Here is a 22957-nt window from a genome sequence, read left to right as displayed (position 1 = left end):
CTGGGTTTATCTGTGGCGGTAAAAAACAGACACAAATACCCGCATTGGAGTAACGTTCGCCAACGCGCAACGCGCGCCCTTGAGCACATGACAGGAGACAGGTGTGCTAGACCGTTTGGGAATTCGCAGCCGCGTGCTGTTGCTGGCCTTGCTGCCCGCCAGCCTGATGGCCCTGGTACTGGGCAGCTATTTCACCTGGCTGCAACAGAACGAGCTGCGCACGCAACTGTTGCAACGCGGCAAGATGATCGCCGAGCAACTGGCCCCGCTGGCCGCACCGGCCATGGCGCGCCAGGCCCCGGCGCAGCTGGAGCGCATCGCCGCGCAAGCGCTGGAGCAGTCCGATGTGCGCGCCGTGGCGTTTCTGGCTGCCGACCGCACGCGCCTGGCCCACGCCGGCCCCAGCATGCTCAACCAGCCGCCCAGCGGTGGCACCGGCACGCAACTGCTGCAACGCACCGGCAACGACGCCACCCGCTACCTGATGCCGGTGTTCGGCCACCACCGCGACCTGGCCACCGACGCCGTGCCGGCCGAGGCCGAGCGCCTGCTGGGGTGGGTGGAGATCGAACTGTCCCACGACGGCACACTGCTGCGCGGCTACCGCAACCTGTTCACCAGCCTGCTGCTGATTCTTGTAGGCCTGAGCCTCACCGCGCTGCTGGCGCTGCGCATGAGCCGCACCATCAACGACCCGATCAACCACATCAAGCACGCGGTCAACCAGCTCAAGGACGGCCACCTCGAAGAGCGCCTGCCGGCCATGGGCAGCCACGAACTGGACGAACTGGCGGCCGGCATCAACCGCATGGCCGAAACCCTGCACAACGCCCACGAGGAGCTGCAGCACAGCATCGACCAGGCCACCGAGGACGTGCGCCAGAACCTTGAAACCATCGAGATCCAGAACATCGAGCTGGACATGGCGCGCAAGGAGGCCCTGGAGGCCAGCCGCATCAAGTCCGAATTCCTCGCCAACATGAGCCACGAGATCCGTACCCCGCTCAACGGCATCCTCGGTTTCACCCACCTGTTGCAAAAGAGCGAGCTGACCCCGCGCCAGCTGGACTACCTGGGCACCATTGAAAAATCCGCCGACAACCTGCTGGGGATCATCAACGAGATCCTCGACTTCTCCAAGATCGAGGCCGGCAAGCTGGTGCTCGACAGCATTCCGTTCAACCTGCGCGACCTGATCCAGGACACCCTGACCATCCTCGCACCCGCCGCCCACGCCAAGCAGCTGGAGCTGCTCAGCCTGGTGTACCGCGACACCCCGCTGTCGCTGGTGGGCGACCCGCTGCGGCTCAAGCAGATCCTCACCAACCTGGTGAGCAACGCCATCAAGTTCACCCGCGAAGGCACCATCGTGGTGCGTGCGATGCTCGAGGACGAGCAGGAGGACAGCGCGCAACTGCGCATCAGCGTGCAGGACACCGGCATCGGCCTGTCGCCGCAGGATGTACGGACGCTGTTCCAGGCCTTCAGCCAGGCTGACAATTCACTGTCGCGCCAGCCCGGTGGTACCGGCCTGGGGTTGGTGATTTCCAAGCGCCTGATCGAGCAGATGGGCGGCGAGATCGGCGTCGACAGCACCCCCGGTGAAGGTTCGCAGTTCTGGATCAGCCTCAACCTGCCGCGGGCCCACGACGACGCCGAAGAGCAACCGCTGCAGGCACTGCTCGGCCGCCGGGTGGCCATCGTCGATGGCCATGACCTGGCGCGCCAGGCGCTTGAGCACCAATTGGAGGACTGCGGCCTGACAGTGAGCCTGTTCTCGTCCTACGACCAGCTGTTGCAGGCGGTGCACGCTGCCAGCCAGGCCGGGCAACCGTTCGATTTCGCCGTGCTGGGCACCCACCTGGGCAGCCTGTCGCCCGAGCAGTTGGGCCAGTACCACCAGCAGCTGGAGCGCCTGGGCTGCCAGTGCGTGGTGCTGTGCCCCACCACCGAACAGCCGCTGTACAGCCCCTTCCTGCCCAACGCCCACGGCCAGTTGCTGGCCAAGCCCACCTGCTCGCGCAAGCTGCGCCGGCTGCTGCTGGAGCTGGTGCAGCCGCGCCGCCCGCTGGCCGAGCCGCGCAGCGGCAACGGCGAGCGGGCCCCCAAGGTGCTGTGCGTCGACGACAACCCGGCCAACCTGCTGCTGGTGCAGACGCTGCTGGAGGACATGGGCGCCGAGGTGCTGGCGGTGGACAGCGGCTACGCCGCGGTGCAGGCCGTACAGGACGAGCCGTTCGACCTGGTGCTGATGGATGTGCAGATGCCCGGCATGGACGGGCGCGCCTGCACCGAGCAGATCCGCCAGTGGGAAAACAGCCACAGCGCCCCGGCGCTGCCGATCGTGGCCCTGACCGCCCACGCCATGGCCAACGAAAAACGAGCCCTGCTGCACAGCGGCATGGACGACTACCTGACCAAGCCGATCAGCGAGCGCCAGTTGGCGCAGGTGGTGATGAAGTGGACCGGCCTGAGCCTGGGCGCGCCCTCGCAGGAACGCAGCGCCGAGCGCCAACCCGACAGCGAGCTGAAAGTGCTCGACCCCGAAGAGGGCCTGCGCCTGGCCGCCGGCAAGCCGGACCTGGCCGCGGACATGCTGGCCATGCTGCTGGCATCGCTTGACGGCGACCGCGAGGCGATCCGCCTGGCCCGCGAGGCCGAGGACCGCGAGGCGATGATCGAGCGGGTACACCGCCTCAACGGCGCTTCGCGCTACTGCGGCGTGCCGCAACTGCGCGCCGCCTGCCAGCGTAGCGAGACCCTGCTGAAGCAGGACAACCCACAGGCGCAGCAGGCGCTGGACGAACTGGACCGGGCGATCACCCGGCTGGCCGAACAAGCGCGCTTGAGCGCGTGAGGGGCATGCCCCTGTAAAAGATCACCCAGCCCTTTGGGCTGCGCTCTCGCGCAGAGAACTGGTCTCGCAGATGCACCGCGCCCGCCCCGGGGAGCCGAGGCATACCCACAGGTCAATACCTCGCTGCGCCCACTTGGCTAGACTCCCGCCGTTGCCACCAAAGGAATGCCCCCATGCGCACACTCTTGTTCAGCAGCCAGCACTACGACCAGGAAAGCTTCGAGCGCGCCGCCACAGGCCTTGATTTCGACCTGCATTACCAGCCAGCGCGCCTGACCCAGGACACCGCCGCCCTGGCCCAGGGCTTTGAGGTGGTTTGCGCGTTCATCAACGACGAACTGGACGCACAGGTGCTGCAACGCCTGGCCGAAGGCGGCACACGCCTGATCGCCCTGCGCTCGGCCGGCTACAACCATGTCGACCTGGCTGCCGCCCGGCGCCTTGGGCTGAGCGTGGTGCGGGTGCCGGCCTACTCGCCCCACGCCGTCGCCGAACATGCCGTGGCGCTGATCCTGGCCCTCAACCGGCGCCTGCACCGCGCCTACAACCGTACCCGCGAGGGCGATTTCACCCTGCACGGGCTGACCGGTTTCGACCTGCACGGCAAGACCGTCGGGGTGGTCGGCACCGGGCAGATCGGCGCTGCCTTTGCCCGCATCATGGCCGGTTTCGGCTGCCAGTTGCTGGCCTACGACCCCTACCCCAACCCCGAGCTGCTGGCCCTGGGGGCACGCTACCTGGAGCTGCCCGAACTGCTGCGCCAGGCGCGCATCATCAGCCTGCACTGCCCGCTGACCGAGCACACCCGGCACCTGATCAACGCCAACAGCCTGGCCCAGCTGCAGCCCGGCGCCATGCTGATCAACACCGGCCGCGGCGCGCTGGTGGACACCCCGGCACTGATCGATGCCTTGAAAAGCGGCCAGCTTGGCTATCTGGGGCTGGATGTGTACGAGGAAGAAGCGCAGCTGTTCTTCGAGGACCGCTCCGACCTGCCGTTGCAGGACGATGTGCTGGCGCGCCTGTTGACCTTCCCCAACGTGATCATCACCGCTCACCAGGCGTTTCTCACCCGCGAGGCGCTGGATGCGATCGCCGCCACCACCCTGTGCAACATCACCCGCTGGGCGGCAGGTAATGCGCAGAATCTGGTCACAAGTTGATGCTAGGATACGCGGCATTTCTGGAGGACCCATGGTCGAGCACGATTTCCGCTACACCCTTTTCAACCCGCAACACACCCTGATCGAATGCCGTGCGCTGGTGCCGGGCCGTTACCAGGTGACCGGCAACGGCGGCTCGATCCAGAAGGGCGACGCCCTGTTGGTCTCGCTCAAGGGCAGCAAGAGCCTGTCGATGCGCCTGACCGTGGACACCGTGCGCCACCTGATCAACCCGCGCGGCCAGTGGGTAGCCGTGGCCCAGGGCCCGGTATTCAACGAACTGGAAATCCTCGAGTGGCAGGTCAAGTGCGACGGCTGTGACGCAGTGCTGGACTTCGAGTTCGCCGCCGACGCCAAGCTGGGCAAGAAGGGCCACGCCCCGGCCGCCACCGCGCGCATCGCCGAGCTGGGCTGGGCCAGCCAAGGCACTGCGCACCTGTGCCCGAACTGCCAGGAGCGTGGTTGAGTGAAACAGCAGCTGACTGCCGCGCTCCTCGCCTGCACCCTGGCTGGCTGCGCCTCGCAGCCTTCGCCGCTGCAGCAGGAGCAAAGCTATGTGCTGGAGTGGATCGGTGAACGCCCGTTGATCGACTACAGCCACCTCACCCTGACCCTGGCCAACGACGGCCGCGCCTACGGCAATGCCGGCTGCAACCACTGGTTTGCACCGTACACGCTGGACGGTGACCAGCTGAGCTTCGGCAAGGTCGGCAAGACCCGCAAGCTGTGCGCGCCAGCGCTGATGGAGCAGGAAAAACGCTTCTTGCAGGCGCTGGAGACCGTGCAACGTTGGGATGTGTCGCCGGTAGAGCAGATCCGCTTCTGGCCGGCCGAAGGCAAGCCGCTGCGCTTCTGGCCTGAGGAAGGCTGAGGCCCTTTGCCGGCGATGAGGCCGGGCCTGTAATGCGCAAGGCTCAGGGCCTTGTGCTGGCGCCAAGGGCCCTATCGCCGGCAAGCCGGCTCCTACAGGGAGCGTGTGGCTATTATCAGGCGCCGCCCTTGAGCGCCTTGATTTTCGCTTGCAGCCCTTCGAGGGTCTGCTCGCCCAGCAACTGCTCACGCACCTTGCCCTTGTCATCGATGATGTAGGTCACCGGCAGCGCTTCGCTGCGTGGCAGCTTGTAGCGCTCGGAGGGGTCCTGAGCGAGGACGGTGAAGGCGATGCCCAAAGTGTCGACCGCGGCTTTGAGATCTGCACCTTGCAGGCCGTCGTAGTTCACCCCCACCACCTTGATGCCCTGGGCCTGCCACTGCTTGGCGGCCGCATTGAGCTCAGGGATTTCCGTGCGGCACGGGCCACACCATTCGGCCCAGTAGTTGAGCACCAGCCAGTGCCCGTCGATCTGCTCGGCCTTCACCGCGTTGCCGTGCTGGTCCACGCCGTAGTCTGCACCGCAGCCGCCGAGCAGCAGCCCTGCGGTAATGGCCAGTGCAGCCGCCAAACGCCTTGCCATGGGTCAATCCTTCTCGAAGTTTTCAAACATTGAAGTCGGTCGCTGCGGTTAGAATAGCCGCCACACCCAGCTGGATGCGACCCGCCATGACCGAACTGACCCTGTATCATAACCCGCGCTGCTCCAAATCCCGCGGTGCCCTGGAACTGCTCGAAGCACGTGGCCTCACCCCCAACGTGGTGCGCTACCTGGAAACCCCGCCCGACGCTGCCACCCTCAAGCAACTGCTCGGCAAGCTGGGCATCGGCGCACGCCAGTTGCTGCGCAGCGGCGAAGACGAATACAAGGCCCTGAACCTGGCCGACCCGGCGCTTACCGACACCCAGCTGATCGAAGCGATGGTGCAAAACCCGAAACTGATCGAACGGCCCATTCTGGTAGCAGGCGACAGGGCCGTGGTCGGCCGCCCACCGGAAAAAGTGCTGGAGATCCTGCCGTGAGCGAGCCCTACATCCTGGTGCTGTACTACAGCCGCCACGGTTCCACCAGCGAGATGGCCCGGCACATCGCCCGCGGCATCGAAATGGCCGGGCTGGAAGCGCGCCTGCGCACCGTGCCGGCGATCTCTACCGAGTGCGAAGCGGTGGCCCCGGACATTCCGGCCAGCGGCGCGCTGTACGCCACCCTCGACGACTTGCGCCACTGCTCGGGGCTGGCCATGGGCAGCCCGACCCGCTTCGGCAACATGGCCGCACCGCTGAAGTACTTCCTCGACGGCACCAGCAGCCTGTGGCTGGGTGGTGAGCTGGTGGGCAAGCCGGCGGCGGTATTCACTTCCACCGCCAGCCTGCACGGCGGCCAGGAAACCACCCTGCTGTCGATGCTACTGCCGCTGATGCACCACGGCATGCTGGTCACCGGCCTGCCCTACAGCGAATCGGCGCTGCTCGAAACCACTGGCGGCGGCACCCCGTATGGCGCCAGCCACCATGCCGGTGCCGATGGCAAGCGCGAGCTGGACCAACACGAAATCACCCTGTGCCGCGCCCTTGGCCAACGCCTGGCGAATACCGCCAAGGCCCTGGGGGGCCAGCGTGGCTAAGAAGCCCAAGGTACTGCCGCCGCTCGACTGGCTGGCGCCACGGGTGCGCATCACCCGCAGCCTGAGCCTGGCTTGCTTCTTCGGGTTGATCGCCTTGCTGGTGGTCAACAACCTGTGGTTCGCCAACCTGCACGGGGCACGGGTCGAGGTGATTCTCGCGGTCGAGCTGGTGCCACTATTGCTACTGCTGCCGGGCATGCTGCTGGGCAGCGCCCGGGCGCATGCCTGGACCTGCTTCGTGGTGAACATCTACTTCATCAAGGGCGTGCTGGCCGCGTTCGACCCGGCGCGGGCGGTGTTTGGCTGGGTGGAGGTGCTAGTGAGCCTGGGGTTGTTCGTCAGCGGGTTGCTGTATGTGCGCTGGAAGTTCCAGCTGGAACGGCGCCTGGCCGGCGAATGAGCCGCTGATGCGATCCCTGTAGGAGCGGCCTTGTGCCGCGATGGGGCGCGCAGCGGCCCCAAGATCTCGGACTCATGCAAAATTGCCGGGGCTGCTGCGCAGCCCATCGCGACACAAGGCCGCTCCTACAGGGGATGTGCCGGCAGCAAGGTCAATGGTTGACGGTATGCGCCAGCATCACCGACAGCTGGCACAGCGGCCGTCCGCTTTCGGCGTGCCACTGGTTGAACGCCTGCTGCACCAGGGCCAGGTCGCGCTGGCTGGTGGGCGGCTTGTCGATGATCTTCTGTGCGATCAGCGCGGCCGCCATGTCGTCAGTGGGGATGAAGGTATCCTTGCCGACCATGCGCAAAAAACGCGGCGCCGACAGCCCGCCCAACTGGTTGCCGTGCTTGGCCAGGTACTTCCACAAACCAACGATGTCAGTCTCGGGCCAATCGGCGATGAACGCGCCGAAGCTGCCCTTCTCCTTCGCCACGTCCAGCACCATCTGCGCATTGCGCGGTACGCTCTTGAGCTTGCCCAGATGGCGGATGATGCGCTCGTCCTGCATCAGCCGTTCCAGGTGCTCGGCGCCCATCAGCACCACCTTTTCCGGGTCGAAGCCGAAGAACACCTGCTCGAAGGCCGGCCACTTGGCGTCCACCAGGCTGTGCTTGAGCCCGGCGCGGAACACCCGCAGTGCCAGGGTCGACAGGTAGCGGTCATCGCTGATGGCGCGCAACTGCGCAGCCGTGCGCGGCTGCGGCAGGAAGGCCTCCAGGGCCTGGGCCGAGCCGAAGCGGTTCAGGCAGTACTCATGCAGCCACTGGTAGTCGCGCATGGGGTCAGATGTTCAGCACGTCGAGAAAACGCGGGGTGGCACTTTCGTCGATTTTCAGGCTGGTGAAGTCGAACAGGTTGCGGTCGGCCAGTTGCGACGGGGCGACGTTCTGCATGGCGCGGAAGATGCTCTCGGTACGGCCCGGGTGCTTACGCTCCCACTCCACCAGCATATCCTTGACCACCTGGCGCTGCAGGTTCTCCTGCGAGCCGCACAGGTTGCACGGGATGATCGGGAACTCGCGCATGTCCGAGTAGGCCTGGATGTCCTTTTCGCTGCAGTAGGCCAGCGGGCGAATCACCACGTTGCGGCCGTCGTCGGCGCGCAGCTTGGGCGGCATGCCCTTGAGCGCGCCGTTGAAGAACATGTTGAGGAAGAAGGTCTCGACGATGTCGTCGCGGTGGTGCCCCAAGGCCATCTTGGTCGCGCCGATTTCGTCGGCAAAGGTGTACAGGGTGCCACGTCGCAGGCGCGAGCACAGCGAGCAGGTGGTCTTGCCCTCGGGGATCAGTTCCTTGACCACCGAGTAGGTGTCTTTCTCGACGATGTGGTACTCGATACCGAGTTCCTTGAGGTAAGCCGGCAGCACGTGCTCGGGGAAACCCGGCTGCTTCTGGTCCATGTTCACCGCGACGATCTCGAACTGGATCGGCGCCACCTTCTGCAGGTGCAACAGAACGTCGAGCATGGTGTAGCTGTCCTTGCCGCCGGACAGGCAGACCATGACCTTGTCGCCATCTTCGATCATGTTGTAGTCGGTGATGGCTTCGCCGGCGAGACGACGCAGGCGTTTTTGCAGTTTGTTCTGGTTGACCGAGAGGGTGCCCATAGCGCTTGGAATCCGCGAGGTGTGACAAAAAGGCGGCTATTTTACGCACAAACTGCGGCGCGCTGTAGGCATTCCGACAAATACTGGGTGGGAATCAACCCGCCGCCTGACAGCGCAATTTGCTCTAAAAAGCGCGATTTGTGCCGGGTACGGCTTCCTATACTGCGTCATAAGGCCACATTCCCGTTTGCAGGGGTGCCTTGGCCTCGGGCCGTTGGCGCTCCGCATGGGGGGTGTCAGGCAACAACGATCGATAGGAGTGACCGGCATGATCCATCACGTTGTGGGGCTGTTTACCCATCCCGACCAGGAATGGCGGGAGATTCGTGGCGAAGAGGAAAGCATCAGCCACATGTACCTGACGCACACGCTGATCCTGGCGGCGATCCCTGCCGTATCGGCGTTCATAGGCACCACCCAGGTGGGCTGGGTGATCGGCGACCGGCCGGCGGTGATGCTGACCATGGAAAGCGCGCTATGGATGAGCGTGATGTCCTACCTGGCGATGCTCGCCGGGGTGGCGGTGATGGGGGCGTTCATTCACTGGATGGCGCGCACCTACGATGCCAACCCGAGCATGGCCCAGTGCATCGCCTTTGCCACCTACACCGCCACGCCGCTGTTCCTCGGTGGGCTGGCGGCGCTGTACCCGCACCTGTGGCTGGGCATGCTGCTGGGCACGGCGGCAATCTGCTACACGGTGTACCTGCTGTATGTGGGGCTGCCGACCTTCATGAACATCCCATCGGATGAGGGCTTCTTGTTCTCAAGCTCGGTGCTGGCGGTAGGGTTGGTGGTGCTGGTGGCGATCATGGCGGCCACGGTGATCATCTGGGGGCTGGGTGTGGGGCCTGTCTATACCAATTGACCTGATGTGAAGGCATCGCGGGGCAAGCCCGCTCCCACATTCTTGCGTGGGAGCGGGCTTGCCCCGCGATGCTTTTGTATTGCCTGTGCGAGCCTCATCGCCGGCAAGCCAGCTCCTACAGGTAAAGCGCGGGCCTGAAACTTATGCGATCCATGCAGGCCGTAAAGCGGCCCCGGTGGCTGACCGATGGCTCGGCAGACCTGAACAGGTTGCGGCATAATAGCCGCCCAGGAGACCCACCCCGCCATGCCCGAGCTGCTCAAGCAACGCGTCGAAACCTGTTACCAGCAAGCCGAAACCTTCTTCAAACGCCCCTTCCCGCGCCCGGAAGTGAGCTTCAAGCTACGCGGCCAAAAGGCTGGCGTCGCCCACCTGCACGAGAACCTGCTGCGCTTCAACCTGCAGCTGTACCGGGAAAACCAGGACGACTTCCTGCGCCAGACCGTGGCCCACGAGGTGGCGCACCTGGTGGCCCACCAGCTGTTCGGCGACCGCATTCAGGCCCATGGTGAAGAGTGGCAGTTGATCATGCGCGGCGTGTACGAGCTGCCACCCAACCGCTGCCACAACTATGACGTGCAGCGGCGGGTAGTGACCCGCTATATCTACCGCTGCCCGTGCCCGCAGAGTGACTTCCCGTTTACCGCGCAACGGCACAAGCTGGTCCGCCAGGGGCGACGCTACCTGTGCCGGCGGTGCCGGGAGATTCTGGTGTACAGCGGCGAAACCCGCGTCGAATAGGCGCACCGCCCCCTTCCAACAGGTTGCGGGGCCGGAAACACAGGCATGAAAAAGGCGACCCGAGGGTCGCCTTCTTCGTTACTGCACCGGGCTCAACGAGCCGGGCCTTCTGCAACACCGAGGTCATCGGTCGGACGGGTGTCGGTCAGTGGCGAACCACCGGAGGCCAGCTCGGCCTGCAGGGTATCGGTGTCCAGCTCCTTGACCCACTTGGCGACCACGACGGTGGCCACGGCGTTGCCGATCAGGTTGGTCAGGGCGCGGGCTTCGGACATGAAGCGGTCGATACCCAGGATCAGCGCAAGGCCGGCAACCGGCAGGTGGCCGACGGCGGACAGGGTGGCAGCCAGCACGATGAAGCCCGAACCGGTAACGCCGGCAGCACCTTTGGAGGCCACCAGCAGCACCAGCAGCAGGGTGATCTGGTGGGTGATGTCCATGGTGGTGTCGGTGGCCTGGGCGATGAACACCGCAGCCATGGTCAGGTAGATCGAGGTGCCGTCGAGGTTGAACGAGTAGCCAGTGGGGATCACCAGGCCAACCACGGATTTCTTCGCGCCCAGGCGCTCCATCTTGGCCAGCATGCGTGGCAGGGCCGACTCGGAGGACGAGGTACCCAGCACGATCAGCAGCTCTTCACGGATGTAGCGGATCAGCTTGAGGACACTGAAGCCGTGGGCGCGGCAGATACCGCCGAGCACGATCAGGATGAACAGCAGGCAGGTGATGTAGAAGCAGGCCATCAGGTAGCCCAGTTGCACCAGCGAACCCACGCCGTACTGGCCGATGGTGAAGGCCATGGCACCGAAGGCGCCGACCGGGGCCAGCTTCATGATCATGTTGATGATGTTGAACATGACATGGGCGAAGCGGTCGATCAGGTCCAGCACTGGCTTGCCGTAGCTGCCCAGGCGGTGCAGGGCGAAGCCGAAGATCACCGAGAACATCAGCACTTGCAGGATGTCGCCGTTGGCGAAGGCACCGACCACAGTGTTGGGGATGATGTTGAGCAGGAAGCCAACGGTGGTCTGCTGCGCGCCGGCGGCGGCGTAGGCGGCCACGCTGCTGGCGTTCAGGGTGCTGACGTCGACGTGCATGCCGGCGCCCGGCTGAACCACGTTGACCACGACCAGGCCGATGATCAGGGCGATGGTGGAGACGATCTCGAAGTACAGCAGCGCGTAACCGCCGGTCTTGCCGACCGACTTCATGCTCTGCATGCCAGCGATGCCGCTGACCACGGTACAGAAGATGATCGGGGCGATGACCATCTTGATCAGTTTGACGAAGCCGTCACCCAGCGGTTTGAGGGCGACGCCGGTTTCCGGGTAGTAGTGGCCGAGCAGGATACCGATGGTGATCGCGACGATCACCTGGACATACAGCGATTTGTACAGCGGCTGACGAGTCGTCATGGCTAAGTTTCCTCAAGTGTGCCGGCGCATCCTTCCCAGGATGTCGGGGCACCTGAATCGCGAACCCTCCTGCACCTGGAGGGATTTGTCGTTGTGTTCGAGCAGCCTGGCAAGCGTCTGCCCGGTCTCTGCCAAGTGAATAGCAAGGGCGATGCCAAAATGCCCACTCGAGGTGCAGAGCCAATGTTTGCGGGATGTTTTTGCCCCTGGACGGGGCGAGTGGCGGTTTTTTTGCTGGCGGAATTCCGCCCGGTGGCGGGATTCGTACAGGGGGTGTGGCGGGAATCCGCCTGAAATTGAGGTTGGCAGGTTTGGCCCCATCGCCGGCAAGCCGGCTCCTACAGGGCCTGGCTCCAATAATCACTCCAGGCGGAAGATGATCCTGAACGCCGCCCCGCCCAGGTCAGAATCCCCCAGGCTCAGCTCGGCGTCGTAGCTGTCGATGATGTCCTTGACCACCGCCAGGCCAATACCCTGGCCAGGGTGCTGGCTGTCCAGCCGCTCACCGCGCTCGAGAATGCGCTCGCGCTGGTCGGGCGGCACGCCCGGGCCGTCGTCCTCGATGCACAGCACCAGTTGCCCCGGGGCTTGTTCAAGGGTTACCCGCACCTGGCCCAGGCACAGGCGGTAGGCGTTTTCCAGCAGATTGCCGAGCAGTTCGAGCAAGGCGCCCTGCTCCATCGGCACCCGCGCCTGGGCCGGGATGTCCAGGCTGACCTGCACGCGCTTGTCGCGGTAAACCTTGGCCAGGGTGCTGCACAGGCTGTCCAGTAGCGGCGCAAGCGGCACCTGGTGGCGCACCAGGCCGCTCTTGCGCAGGCTGGCGCGTTGCAGTTGGTAGTCGATTTGCTGGCTCATGCGCTCGACCTGGCTTTGCAGCACCCGCCCCTGCCCGGGCTCCTGGCGGCCCTGCTGCATGCTCTCGCCCACCCCCTGCAACACCGCCAGCGGGGTCTTCAGGCTGTGTGCCAGGTCGTCCAGCGAGTCACGGTAGCGTTGGCGCTGCTCGCGCTCGCTGCGCAGCAGGCGGTTCAGCGAGCCGGTCAGGCGCAGCAGTTCGCGCGGGTGCTCGCGGCTTAGCCCGTCGCGGGCACCGGCCTCTACCTGGTCCAGTTCGACACTCAGCCGGCGCAGCGAACGCAGGCCCCAGGTCAGCCCGGCCCACAGCAGCACCATCAACGCCAGCAAGGCGGCGCCAAAGCCGAGGTAGAGTTTTTCGCGCAGGCCATCGAGGGTGTGCTGGTACTCGCGCACCGACTGCAGGGCGACGATGCTGAACGCTGCGCTTTTGCCGCCGAGCAACTTGACCTCGACGTCGTAGACGAAAAACTCCTCGCCGTCCTCTTGCTGGATGCGGGCGAATTCGTTGCCGCGCCCGTCGTAGCGCGGGCGGTAGTTGATATGCCGGTTGCGGGTGGCGCGCGACTGCCACACCAGGGTGCCCTGACGGTCGAAAATGTAGCCGAGCAGGCCGGTGTAGGGCAGGTTGAAGCGCTCGTCCGGCAGCAGCGCCGGCATCTGCAGGCGGCCGTGCTCGATGCGCGCAGCGGAAATCAGGGTGGTGACGTCCGAGGCCAGGCGCTGCTCGATGGACTCCTGCAATGCCAGGCTGAAGGCCTTTTGCAATGCCGGCAGCAGCGCCAGCATGAACAATAGCGCCAGCAGCGCCGCCGCCAGCATCAGGCGCACGCGCAGCGAACGGATCACTGGCAGCGCTCGGTGAACAGGTAACCCAGGCCACGCACCGTATCGATGGGCTTGAAGCCGGTATCTCCCTCGAGCTTGCGTCGCAGGCGGCCGACCAGCACTTCGATGACGTTAGGGTCGCGTTCGTCGTCGTCGGGGTACAGCTGTTCCATCAGCCGGTCCTTGGCCACCACCTGCTGGTGATGGCGCATGAGGTATTCGAGGATGCGGTATTCGTAGGCGGTCAGCGCCAGCGGTTGCTCGCCCAGCGTAGCCTGCTTGCGGTTGAGGTCCAGCACCAGGGGGCCGGCAGCGATGGTCGACTGGGTGAAGCCGCTGGAGCGGCGCAACAGGGCGTTCAGGCGCGCCTCCAGTTCCTCGAACTGGAACGGCTTGACCACATAATCATCGGCGCCGGCAGCCAGGCCTTCGACCTTGTCCTGCCAGTTGCCACGGGCGGTGAGGATGAGAATGGGGAAGGTCTGGCCGAGGCTGCGCAACTGGCGGATCAGGTCGAGCCCGCTCATCCCCGGCAGGCCCAGGTCGATCACGGCCAGGTCGTGGTTGTACTGCTCGGCCTGGTACAGGGCTTCTTCGCCATTGGCCACCGCCTGCACCACGTGCCCGGCTTCGCCCAGGCGGGTGAACAGGTGATGGCGCAGCAGCGCCTCGTCCTCGACCACCAGCAATTTCATGTGGATCTCCTTTTGATCTAGCGGCCCCATCGCCGGCAAGCCGACGATGGGGCCGTCACAGGCCGCAGCATAATCAGAACTTGTAGTTGGCCGCCAGGTAAGTCTGGGCGCTGCTATCCAGGCGCAGGGAGCCGACCTTGCTGCCGCCGTGGGGTACCAGTTCGGTGCTGGCGTTACTGCGCAGGTAACGGTAGCCCAGCTCCACCGAGGCGTTGTCGGTGAGTTGTTGCAGCACGCCGGCCTGCAGGCCATAGGCGTAACCGGTGTCGGTGTCGCGGCTGTAGCCGGAGGACTCCTGGCTGAGCTTGGTCACGCCCAGGCTGGCACCGCCGAACAGTTTGGTGGTGTCGCCCACTGGCAGGAAGAGGTCATAGCTGCCGAGCAGGTTTTCCTGGCGCAGCTTGAGGCCGCTGTGGCTGCCCGAAACGTTGTCGTAGGTGAGGTAGTAGCGACCCTGGTCGTTCATCTGGCCGACGCGTACGCCCCAGGTGCCGTCTTTGCCGACGATGCCATCGGTGTTCAGGTGGTCGGTGTTGCGCTGCAACAGGCCGGACTTGCGAACCTTGTCGCTGGTTTGCCCGTAGGTGAGGCTGGCGAAGGTGTCGTCGGCCTGGGCGGTGGTGGCGATGCCGGCGGCGCAGACAGCCATGGCGGCAAGCAGGGTGTTGAATGTTTTCATGGTTGTAACTCCGGTTGGGATGCGCTGTGTGTGTCTGCGGGCTAGAGTAGGGAGGGCGCCCTGAACCGCCGCTGAACCCCGCCTGAACCGCGCCTGAACGAAGCGGCCACCGTCGTAAAAGGAGTTTGACCATGCGTTCCCTGCTTGCCCTGGCCCTGTTGTGCTGTACCGCCCTCGCCCAGGCGGCGGTGCAGACCCGCGAGATCCGTTATCAGGATGCCGACGGCACCGCACTGATCGGCTATTACGCCTACGACGACGCCATCGAGGGCAAACGCCCGGGCATCGTGGTGGTACATGAATGGTGGGGGCTGAACGACTACGCCAAGCGCCGTGCCCGCGATCTTGCCGCACTGGGCTACAACGCCCTGGCCATCGACATGTATGGCGACGGCAAGCACACCGAACACCCGCAGGACGCGCAGGCGTTCATGGCCGCGTCAATGAAGGACCCTGCCGCAGCAGCCCGGCGCTTCGATGCGGGGCTGGAGTTGTTGAAACTGCAACCGAACACCAACAAGCACCAGCTGGGGGCGGTGGGTTACTGCTTTGGCGGCAAGGTGGTGCTGGATGCCGCGCGCCGGGGCGAGAAGCTCGATGGCGTGGTGAGCTTCCATGGCGCGCTGGTGACCCAGACCCCGGCCACGCCAGGGTCGGTGCGGGCCAAAGTTCTGGTGGAGCATGGCGAGGCCGACAGCATGGTCACCCCGGAACAGGTGGCGGCGTTCAAGGCCGAGATGGGTGCGGCCAAGGCGGATTACCAGTTCGTCGGTATTCCTGGGGCCAAGCATGGGTTTACCAACCCGGATGCCGACCGCTTGAGCCATGGCGAGCATGGTGGGCCGGATATCGGTTATGACAAGGCAGCGGACGAGAGCTCGTGGAAGGATATGCAGGCGTTTTTCAAGAAAGCGTTTGACTGAACATTGCCGGGGCCGCTTTGCGGCCCATCGCAGGCAAGCCTGCTCCTACAGGGGCTGCGCGTAACCTGCAAAATCCAGGCTCCACCCCACACTCGCGGGCTGGCACAATAGCCGCCATGAACAGACTCCCCACCTGCTGCGCCCCGCTCCAGCACCACTGGCCCCTGCCCCGCCCGGTCCCCGGTGCGGTGCTGGTGAGCTGTGCGTTCGACCCGGCCAGGCTTGCTGCCGACGACTTCCAGCGCGCCGGCATCGAACAAACCGCCAGCCTGCAACGCTCGGTGGCCAAGCGCCAGGCCGAGTACCTGGCCGGCCGGGTATGCGCCCGCGAGGCCCTGCGCCTGCTGGATGGGCGTGACTATGTGCCGGCCACCCACGAGGACCGCTCGCCGATCTGGCCGGCCGGCATTCGTGGCTCCATCACCCACGGCCAGGGTTGGGCTGCGGCGGTGGTGGGCGCGCAAGTGGCAGGGCTTGGGCTGGACCAGGAGTCGCTATTGACTGAAGAGCGTGCCGAGCGTCTGGCCGGGGAAATCCTTACCGCCGCCGAACTGCATCGGCTGGATCGTAGCCAACAGGCCTTGACGGTGACCCTGACCTTCTCGCTGAAGGAGAGCCTGTTCAAAGCGCTGTACCCGATCACCGGCCAGCGCTTCTATTTCGAACACGCAGAAGTTTTGCAGTGGTCCACTGACGGCCACGCCCGCCTGCGCCTGCTCACCGACCTGTCCGCCACCTGGCGCCACGGCGTGGAGCTGGATGGCCAGTTCTGCGTGCAGGACGGCCACCTGCTGAGCCTCATAAGCGTTTAGTCCCGCGGCTGCTCCCGCGGCCAGTTCAGGCTGAAGCAGGCCCCGCCCAACTGCTCGCTGCGCCCCACCAGGGCGCGGCCGCCGTGCCAGTAGATGATCCGCCGCACAATCGACAAACCCAGCCCGTGCCCGCCCGAGGCGCGGGTACGGCTGTCGTCCAGGCGGGTGAAGGGGGTGAAGATGCGGTCCCACACCCCTTCCGGAATGCCCGGCCCGTCATCTTCCACATCGATACGGCAACGCTGCTGGCCCAGCTGGTAGCTCAGGCGCACTTCGGACTCGGCATGGCGCATGGCGTTGCGCACCAGGTTCTGCAGCGCCCGGTGCAGGTAGCGCGGCTCGGCCTCGACCCAGGCAGCGCCGCCATCCAGGCCATGGCACTGGCCGCGCAGCACCTTCACTTCGGCCCGTAGCGGCGCCAGCTCAGTGATTACCCGCGCCAGCAGCTCGTCGAGGTCCACCGCCTGGAACTGCAATGCCGGGGCGCCCTGCTCCAGGCGGGCGTAAGTCAGCATTTCGTCGACCAGCTTGTCGAGGTCCTGGATATCGCCATCCATGCCGGCCAGGTGCTTGGCCCGGGCCTGTTCGGTGCTGGCGCTTTCGATCATCTCCAGACCGAAGCGCAACCGCGCCACTGGCGTGCGCAGCTCGTGGGACACCGCGCGCACCAGTTCGCGCTGCATGGTCAGCGAGCGCTGCAGGTGCTCGGCCATACCATTGAATGCCTCGGCCAAGCGCCCCACCGAGTCGGCGCTACCTGCCGGCACGCGGGTGTCGAGGCTGCCTTGGGCGATGCGCGTGGCGGCCACCTCCAGCCCCGATACGCGGCGCTCCAGCTGGCGCACCAGCAGGTACACCACCAGGCCGATCAGGCACAGGCCAAGGAACGCAATAAGAATGAGCAACTGCGGCGGGTACGGGTTGAGCTGGTACAACGGGCCGATCTCCAGCACCCAGGGTGAACCGGCCAGGCCTGCGAACACGCGGATGGAGTCGCCGTCCTTGCCCAGCGCCATCACCGTATCGCCCTCCTCCACCCGGCGCCGCTGGTCGTCGTCCAGGGCTGCGCGCTCGATGCGCTGCAGGGCGATGTCAAAACCAAAGCCCTTGCTCTGCTTCAGTTGTGCCAGGCGCGCCTGCTGCTCGGTCACCGGGTAGCGCACCAGCTCGTCGGCCAGCAGGTAAAGGGTGGCGCGGGCCAACTGCTCGCTGATCTGCTTGACCTCGGCCACCAGCAACGCATCCTCGCGGCCGATGCGGCGCAGCACCCTGGCGGCGTGGGGGCCGGTTTTTTCCACCACCACCAGGTCGCGGTACAGCCGCGCGCGCTGGCCACCGTCCAGGCTGAACACCGACAGCGGCTGCACGTCCAGCGGCACGCCAAGCAGGCGCTCCCACATCAACAGCGAGCGCTTGCGCTCCACCTCGTTCTGCTGCGCCAGGTTGTCGGCCATCAGGCTGAAGGTGCCCTGGGCCAGGCGCTCACGGTGCTGGCCGGCGCGCACCTCGTTGACCAGGTGCAGGCTGAGCACGCCAAGCACGGCCACCAGCACCAGCACGCCGAGCATGCCGCCATAGATGCGTATGAAGATCGACTTCATGGCGCCAGCGCCTGGGCCGCCTCGCCGACGAACAGGTAGCCCTTGCTGCGCAGGGTCTTGATCAGCCGCGGGTTGACCGGGTCGTCACCGATTTTGGGGCGAATCTTGGAAATACGCACATCGATGGAGCGGTCCTGGCCGTCGTAGCCGACGCCGCGCAGCGCGGTGAAGATCTGCTCGCGGGACAGCACCCGCCCGGCGTTGCTGGCCAGCAACCAGAGCAGGTCGAACTCGGCGCCGGTCAGCTCGATCAACTGGCCACCCAGGCGTGCCTCGCGCAGGCGGTTGTCGATGTTCAGCGGGCCGAATTCAAGAGCCTGGCGGCGCTCGGCCGGCTCACTGCGCCGCAGCAGGGCCTGGATACGCGCCAGCAGCAGGCGCGGGCGCACCGGCTTGCACACGTAGTCGTCGGCGCCTTGGTCAAGGCCCTGCACCTGGTCGAGCTCGTCGCTGCGGGCGGTGAGCATGAGGATGGGGCCGGGGTACTGGCCGCGCACCCGGCGGCAGATGCTCAGGCCGTCTTCGCCGGGCAGCATCAGGTCGAGGATCACCAGGTCTGGCTGGCTGTCGATGATGCGCCGCACGGCACGGGCGCCATCGCCCTCGACGCTGACCTCGTAGCCGTTGGCCTGCAGGTACTCGGCGGTGAGCTCGGCGAGGCGCTGGTCGTCCTCGACGATGAGGATGCGGTTGTCTGGCGGGTGCTGGTCCATGGGCTGGGCCCCTTTGTTGTTATTGGGTGGCCTGTGGGGCCCCATCGCCGGCAAGCCGGCTCCTATCAAACAAACTACAACTCATTGATTTAACACGGTCTCTGTGGGAGGCGGCCTTGTGTCGCGATGGGCTGCGCGGCAGCCCCGGCAATGTTGAATGAGGCCGAGGCCTTGGGGCCGCTGCGCGCCCCATCGCGACACAAGGCCGCTTCCCACAGAGACCGTGGCGCATCTGCGAGACCAGTTCTCTGCGCGAAAGCGCTGCCCTGTTGCCGGCGATGAGGCCGCAAAAAGCTGCGTAACTGCCTGATCCTGCGATAAATCCCTTTCACCAAAGAGCAACATCAGCCACGGATACTACGTCCCGCCCCCAGCCCTGCCAACCTCGCAGGCCGGGCCTTGGGTGAAGCGTTTTATGTGATAGGGTTCGCCCCCGCGAAAATCTGCCACGGGGCGGTAATACTGCGAAATTTCGCGCAAACCAGTCAGCACAAGGCCTACAGCGAATACCCACGGATGACTCACAAAGTACCCACAAGTTATCCACAGGTCGCTCGCCTTGCAAAGCCCCCGATACCGCATTATCTTGTATCCCCATCGCGGCGAACCACTAGATGTTGGGGTTCGAGCAAAATCACAAACACAAGTCGACAGGCAAATTCAAGCGAATTTACCCACTGAACTTAACGTGATTTCACCAGCCAAACCGCTCCTGCGGAGGCGACCGAGGCAAGCCACTTCTGGCCTTGTTCGGGTATGAGTGTTGCAGGCAAGGCCTGACACTCGACAGCAACAGTTTTTGGGCCCGGCCCAGAACCTTTGACTTCGGCCAGGGAGCGGCAGATCACTGCCCTTAATTCCTGAGTCTGTCCCGAAGTCGGCAAGCCCGCGCGGCGGCTGCACTGCCATGTGCATCCCCGCCCGGGCCGGCAGTCTGACGGATGGAACGGTGGGCGCCCAAAAGGCGCCTGAACACTATAGAAACTGTGGAGACACCCACCCATGCAAACCGACACAACTCGCGAGAACCCGCAGGCTTTGGCGCCGCAGGCCGAGTCCAACCAGGACCTGGCTGCCACCGCTCCGGGCCAACTGCGCGTGATCAAGCGCAACGGTACTGTCGTCCCCTACACCGACGACAAGATCACCGTGGCCATCACCAAGGCGTTCCTCGCAGTTGAAGGCGGCACCGCCGCTGCCTCGTCGCGCATCCACGACACCGTCGCGCGCCTGACCGAGCAGGTCACCGCCACGTTCAAGCGTCGCATGCCATCGGGTGGCACCATCCACATCGAAGAAATCCAGGACCAGGTCGAACTGGCCCTGATGCGCGCCGGCGAGCAGAAAGTCGCCCGCGACTACGTGATCTACCGCGACCAGCGCGCCAAAGAGCGTGCTACCCGCAGCAACGCCGACTCGGTGGTCGAGCCGCACCCAAGCATCCGCATCACCCTGGCTGACGGCAGCCTGGCGCCGCTGGACATGGCGCGCCTGAACACCATCATCAGCGAAGCCTGCGAAGGCCTGGCCGAAGTCGATGGCGACCTGATCCAGCGCGAAACCCTGAAGAACCTGTACGACGGCGTTGCCCTGAAAGACGTCAACACCGCCCTGGTGATGACCGCCCGTACCCTGGTAGAGCGCGAGCCGAACTACTCGTTCGTCACCGCCCGCCTGCTGATGGACACCCTGCGTGCCGAAGGCCTGGGCTTCCTGGGCGTGGCCGACAGCGCCACCCACCACGAAATGGCCGACCTGTACGCCAAGGCCCTGCCGGCCTACGTCGAGAAAGGCGTGGAGTACGAGCTGCTGGACCCGGCGCTGAAAGGCTACGACCTGGAGCGCATGGGCAAGGCGATCAACCACGAGCGTGACCAGCAGTTCACCTACCTGGGCCTGCAGACCCTGTACGACCGCTACTTCATCCACAAGGATGGCGTGCGCTTCGAGCTGCCGCAGGTGTTCTTCATGCGTGTGGCCATGGGCCTGGCGCTGGAAGAAAAAGACAAGGAAGCCCGTGCGATCGAGTTCTACAACCTGTTGTCGTCCTTCGACTACATGGCCTCGACCCCGACCCTGTTCAACGCCGGCACCCTGCGCCCGCAGCTGTCGAGCTGCTACCTGACCACCGTGCCGGACGACCTGTCGGGCATCTACCACGCGATCCACGACAACGCCATGCTGTCGAAATTCGCCGGTGGCCTGGGCAACGACTGGACCCCTGTGCGTGCACTGGGCTCCTACATCAAGGGCACCAACGGCAAGTCGCAAGGCGTCGTGCCGTTCCTGAAAGTCGTCAACGACACCGCCGTTGCCGTTAACCAGGGTGGCAAGCGCAAGGGCGCCGTATGTGCCTACCTGGAAACCTGGCACCTGGACATCGAAGAGTTCATCGAGCTGCGCAAGAACACCGGTGATGACCGTCGTCGTACCCACGACATGAACACCGCCAACTGGATCCCTGACCTGTTCATGAAGCGTGTCTTCGATGACGGCAAGTGGACCCTGTTCTCGCCTTCGGAAGTGCCAGACCTGCACGACCTGACCGGCAAGGCCTTCGAAGAGCGCTACGAGTACTACGAAGCCCTGACCGAGTACAACAAGATCAAGGTGTTCAAGACCATCCAGGCCAAAGACCTGTGGCGCAAGATGCTGTCGATGCTGTTCGAGACCGGCCACCCGTGGCTGACCTTCAAGGACCCGTGCAACCTGCGCAGCCCGCAGCAGCACGTGGGCGTGGTCCACAGCTCGAACCTGTGCACCGAGATCACCCTGAACACCAACAAGGACGAGATCGCGGTCTGCAACCTGGGCTCGATCAACCTGCCGAACCACATTGTCGACGGCAAGCTGGACACCGCCAAGCTGCAACGCACCGTGAACACCGCCGTGCGCATGCTCGACAACGTGATCGACATCAACTACTACTCGGTGCCGCAAGCGCGTAACTCGAACTTCAAGCACCGCCCGGTCGGCCTTGGCATCATGGGCTTCCAGGACGCGCTGTACCTGCAGCACATCCCGTATGGTTCGGACGCTGCGGTCGAGTTCGCCGACAAGTCGATGGAAGCGGTCAGCTACTTCGCCATCCAGGCTTCGTGTGACCTGGCCGACGAGCGCGGCGCCTACGAGAGCTTCCAGGGCTCGCTGTGGTCCAAGGGCATCCTGCCGCTGGATTCGCAACAGATCCTGATCGAGGCCCGTGGCCAGAAGTACATCGACGTCGACCTGACCGAGAGCCTGGACTGGGCCCCGGTGCGCGAGCGTGTACAAAAAGGTATTCGTAACTCGAACATCATGGCCATCGCGCCGACCGCGACCATCGCCAACATCACCGGCGTGTCGCAGTCCATCGAGCCGACCTACCAGAACCTGTACGTGAAATCGAACCTGTCGGGCGAATTCACCGTGATCAACCCGTACCTGGTCCGCGACCTGAAAGCCCGCGGCCTGTGGGACTCGGTCATGATCAACGACCTGAAGTACTACGATGGTTCCGTGCAGCAGATCGAGCGCATTCCGCAAGAGCTCAAAGACCTGTACGCCACCGCGTTCGAAGTCGAGACCAAGTGGATCGTCGATGCCGCCTCCCGTCGCCAGAAGTGGATCGACCAGGCGCAGTCGCTGAACCTGTACATCGCCGGCGCTTCGGGCAAGAAGCTGGACGTCACCTATCGCATGGCCTGGTACCGTGGTCTGAAGACCACCTACTACCTCCGTGCCCTGGCGGCCACCAGCACCGAGAAGTCGACCATCAACACCGGCAAGCTCAACGCCGTGTCGAGCGGCGGCGACAGCGCCCCGGTCCAGGCCGCCGGCCCTGCTCCAGTGCCAAAGGCCTGTGCGATCGACGAGCCTGACTGCGAAGCCTGCCAGTAAGGCCTGAATGCCGCGCGGGGTGCCCATGGGCGCCCCGCGCGGCATTTTTGTATCTGCGCCCCCGAGAAATACTGCCCTTTGCCCAGCGTTCGCGCAGCCCGGTACAAAGGCAGGACTCCTCAACCCAGGATGGCCCCTATGGCGCGGAAAAAAGCAGTGACTCGCAAGATTGGCCGAAGTGCTGAAACCGGCCGTTTCACCACGGTCGAACATGCACGCAAGCACCCCAAGACCCACATCGTCGAAACGCTGCGCAGCCGTTGCAGTTGAGCCGACCCCTGCGGAAGCGGCGTTCAGGCGAAGCCGCTCCTGCCCCTCACAAAAATCAATATCCTGTGCTTTTAAAATAAAACAGCACAACATGTAGTGCTTTGCGT

General features: G+C 64.9%; 21 protein-coding genes. 12 read left to right on the top strand and 9 right to left on the bottom strand.

All coding sequences use genetic code 11. The features are described 5' to 3' along the window. Positions 1-103: 103 nt before the first annotated feature. The 4 genes from KSS94_RS06415 (at position 104) to KSS94_RS06400 (ending at position 4891) form a co-directional block, all read left to right on the top strand. Positions 104-2857: a response regulator gene (locus KSS94_RS06415; RefSeq protein ID WP_217842186.1), complete on the top strand. Its 2754-nt coding sequence runs from the start codon at positions 104-106 to the stop codon at positions 2855-2857. A gap of 173 nt (positions 2858-3030) precedes the next feature. Beyond that, positions 3031-4020: a 2-hydroxyacid dehydrogenase gene (locus tag KSS94_RS06410; RefSeq protein WP_217842185.1), complete on the top strand. Its 990-nt coding sequence runs from the start codon at positions 3031-3033 to the stop codon at positions 4018-4020. A 31-nt stretch (positions 4021-4051) separates the two neighbouring features. Then, positions 4052-4486, top strand: a complete 435-nt coding sequence (locus tag KSS94_RS06405) for a hypothetical protein (RefSeq protein ID WP_217842184.1) — start codon at positions 4052-4054, stop codon at positions 4484-4486. Then, positions 4487-4891: an META domain-containing protein gene (locus tag KSS94_RS06400; RefSeq protein WP_217842183.1), complete on the top strand. Its 405-nt coding sequence runs from the start codon at positions 4487-4489 to the stop codon at positions 4889-4891. Positions 4892-5006: 115 nt separating this feature from the next. Here the strand turns inward: KSS94_RS06400 and KSS94_RS06395 are convergent, their stop codons facing one another. Next, complete coding sequence (locus KSS94_RS06395) at positions 5007-5474, bottom strand: TlpA disulfide reductase family protein (protein ID WP_217842182.1); 468 nt, start codon at positions 5472-5474, stop codon at positions 5007-5009. An 86-nt stretch (positions 5475-5560) separates the two neighbouring features. Here KSS94_RS06395 and arsC point away from each other — a divergent pair, with 86 nt between their 5' ends. The 3 genes from arsC to KSS94_RS06380 are packed head-to-tail and all read left to right on the top strand — an operon-like array spanning position 5561 to position 6916. Beyond that, positions 5561-5914 carry an arsenate reductase (glutaredoxin) gene (gene arsC, locus KSS94_RS06390; protein ID WP_217842181.1) on the top strand — a complete coding sequence of 118 codons (354 nt, stop codon included), beginning with the start codon at positions 5561-5563 and terminating at the stop codon, positions 5912-5914. Continuing rightward, positions 5911-6516: an NAD(P)H:quinone oxidoreductase gene (gene wrbA / locus KSS94_RS06385; RefSeq protein WP_217842180.1), complete on the top strand. Its 606-nt coding sequence runs from the start codon at positions 5911-5913 to the stop codon at positions 6514-6516. The genes arsC and wrbA overlap by 4 nt, the downstream gene beginning before the upstream one ends. After that, positions 6509-6916, top strand: coding sequence for a DUF2069 domain-containing protein (locus tag KSS94_RS06380; RefSeq protein WP_217842179.1), 408 nt, complete (start codon positions 6509-6511; stop codon positions 6914-6916). Before wrbA ends, KSS94_RS06380 begins: the two co-directional genes overlap by 8 nt. Positions 6917-7067: 151 nt before the next feature. On the opposite strand, the gene KSS94_RS06375 is transcribed toward KSS94_RS06380, so the two are convergent. Next, positions 7068-7739: a DNA-3-methyladenine glycosylase I gene (locus KSS94_RS06375; protein ID WP_217842178.1), complete on the bottom strand. Its 672-nt coding sequence runs from the start codon at positions 7737-7739 to the stop codon at positions 7068-7070. A 4-nt stretch (positions 7740-7743) separates the two neighbouring features. Then, positions 7744-8568: a tRNA 2-thiocytidine(32) synthetase TtcA gene (gene ttcA, locus KSS94_RS06370; protein WP_217842177.1), complete on the bottom strand. Its 825-nt coding sequence runs from the start codon at positions 8566-8568 to the stop codon at positions 7744-7746. A 268-nt stretch (positions 8569-8836) separates the two neighbouring features. Between ttcA and KSS94_RS06365 the strand changes: the two genes are divergently transcribed. Together KSS94_RS06365 and KSS94_RS06360 are read left to right on the top strand one after the other, a co-directional pair. Then, positions 8837-9436 (top strand): Yip1 family protein, encoded by a 600-nt coding sequence (locus KSS94_RS06365; RefSeq protein ID WP_217842176.1) that lies wholly within the window; start codon positions 8837-8839, stop codon positions 9434-9436. A gap of 246 nt (positions 9437-9682) precedes the next feature. Continuing rightward, complete coding sequence (locus tag KSS94_RS06360; RefSeq protein WP_217842175.1) at positions 9683-10177, top strand: SprT family zinc-dependent metalloprotease; 495 nt, start codon at positions 9683-9685, stop codon at positions 10175-10177. A 92-nt stretch (positions 10178-10269) separates the two neighbouring features. On the opposite strand, the gene KSS94_RS06355 is transcribed toward KSS94_RS06360, so the two are convergent. The 4 genes from KSS94_RS06355 to KSS94_RS06340 form a co-directional block, all read right to left on the bottom strand. After that, positions 10270-11592 (bottom strand): dicarboxylate/amino acid:cation symporter, encoded by a 1323-nt coding sequence (locus KSS94_RS06355; protein ID WP_217842174.1) that lies wholly within the window; start codon positions 11590-11592, stop codon positions 10270-10272. A gap of 360 nt (positions 11593-11952) precedes the next feature. Beyond that, complete coding sequence (locus KSS94_RS06350; RefSeq protein WP_217842173.1) at positions 11953-13299, bottom strand: ATP-binding protein; 1347 nt, start codon at positions 13297-13299, stop codon at positions 11953-11955. Beyond that, positions 13296-13973: a response regulator transcription factor gene (locus tag KSS94_RS06345; protein WP_217842172.1), complete on the bottom strand. Its 678-nt coding sequence runs from the start codon at positions 13971-13973 to the stop codon at positions 13296-13298. Before KSS94_RS06345 ends, KSS94_RS06350 begins: the two co-directional genes overlap by 4 nt. Positions 13974-14046: 73 nt before the next feature. After that, complete coding sequence (locus KSS94_RS06340; RefSeq protein WP_217842171.1) at positions 14047-14652, bottom strand: outer membrane protein; 606 nt, start codon at positions 14650-14652, stop codon at positions 14047-14049. A gap of 131 nt (positions 14653-14783) precedes the next feature. On the opposite strand from KSS94_RS06340, the gene KSS94_RS06335 reads away from it, so the two are divergent. After that, positions 14784-15575, top strand: a complete 792-nt coding sequence (locus tag KSS94_RS06335; protein ID WP_217842170.1) for a dienelactone hydrolase family protein — start codon at positions 14784-14786, stop codon at positions 15573-15575. A 116-nt stretch (positions 15576-15691) separates the two neighbouring features. Next, positions 15692-16387: a 4'-phosphopantetheinyl transferase family protein gene (locus KSS94_RS06330; protein ID WP_217842169.1), complete on the top strand. Its 696-nt coding sequence runs from the start codon at positions 15692-15694 to the stop codon at positions 16385-16387. Here the strand turns inward: KSS94_RS06330 and KSS94_RS06325 are convergent. Together KSS94_RS06325 and KSS94_RS06320 are read right to left on the bottom strand one after the other, a co-directional pair. Then, complete coding sequence (locus KSS94_RS06325) at positions 16384-17988, bottom strand: ATP-binding protein (RefSeq protein ID WP_217842168.1); 1605 nt, start codon at positions 17986-17988, stop codon at positions 16384-16386. The genes KSS94_RS06330 and KSS94_RS06325 overlap by 4 nt on opposite strands. Next, the gene (locus KSS94_RS06320; RefSeq protein WP_217842167.1) at positions 17985-18701 is read right to left on the bottom strand and encodes a response regulator; all 717 of its coding nucleotides are present in this window, start codon (positions 18699-18701) and stop codon (positions 17985-17987) included. Before KSS94_RS06320 ends, KSS94_RS06325 begins: the two co-directional genes overlap by 4 nt. A 1002-nt stretch (positions 18702-19703) precedes the next feature. On the opposite strand from KSS94_RS06320, the gene KSS94_RS06315 reads away from it, so the two are divergent. Next, positions 19704-22580: a ribonucleoside-diphosphate reductase subunit alpha gene (locus KSS94_RS06315; protein ID WP_217842166.1), complete on the top strand. Its 2877-nt coding sequence runs from the start codon at positions 19704-19706 to the stop codon at positions 22578-22580. Positions 22581-22957: the final 377 nt, after the last annotated feature.

Source organism: Pseudomonas fakonensis (genome assembly GCF_019139895.1).
Classification (GTDB): domain Bacteria; phylum Pseudomonadota; class Gammaproteobacteria; order Pseudomonadales; family Pseudomonadaceae; genus Aquipseudomonas; species Aquipseudomonas fakonensis.
Note: the sequence above shows the minus strand (reverse complement) of the source record. Positions and strands in the feature narration are given on the sequence as shown.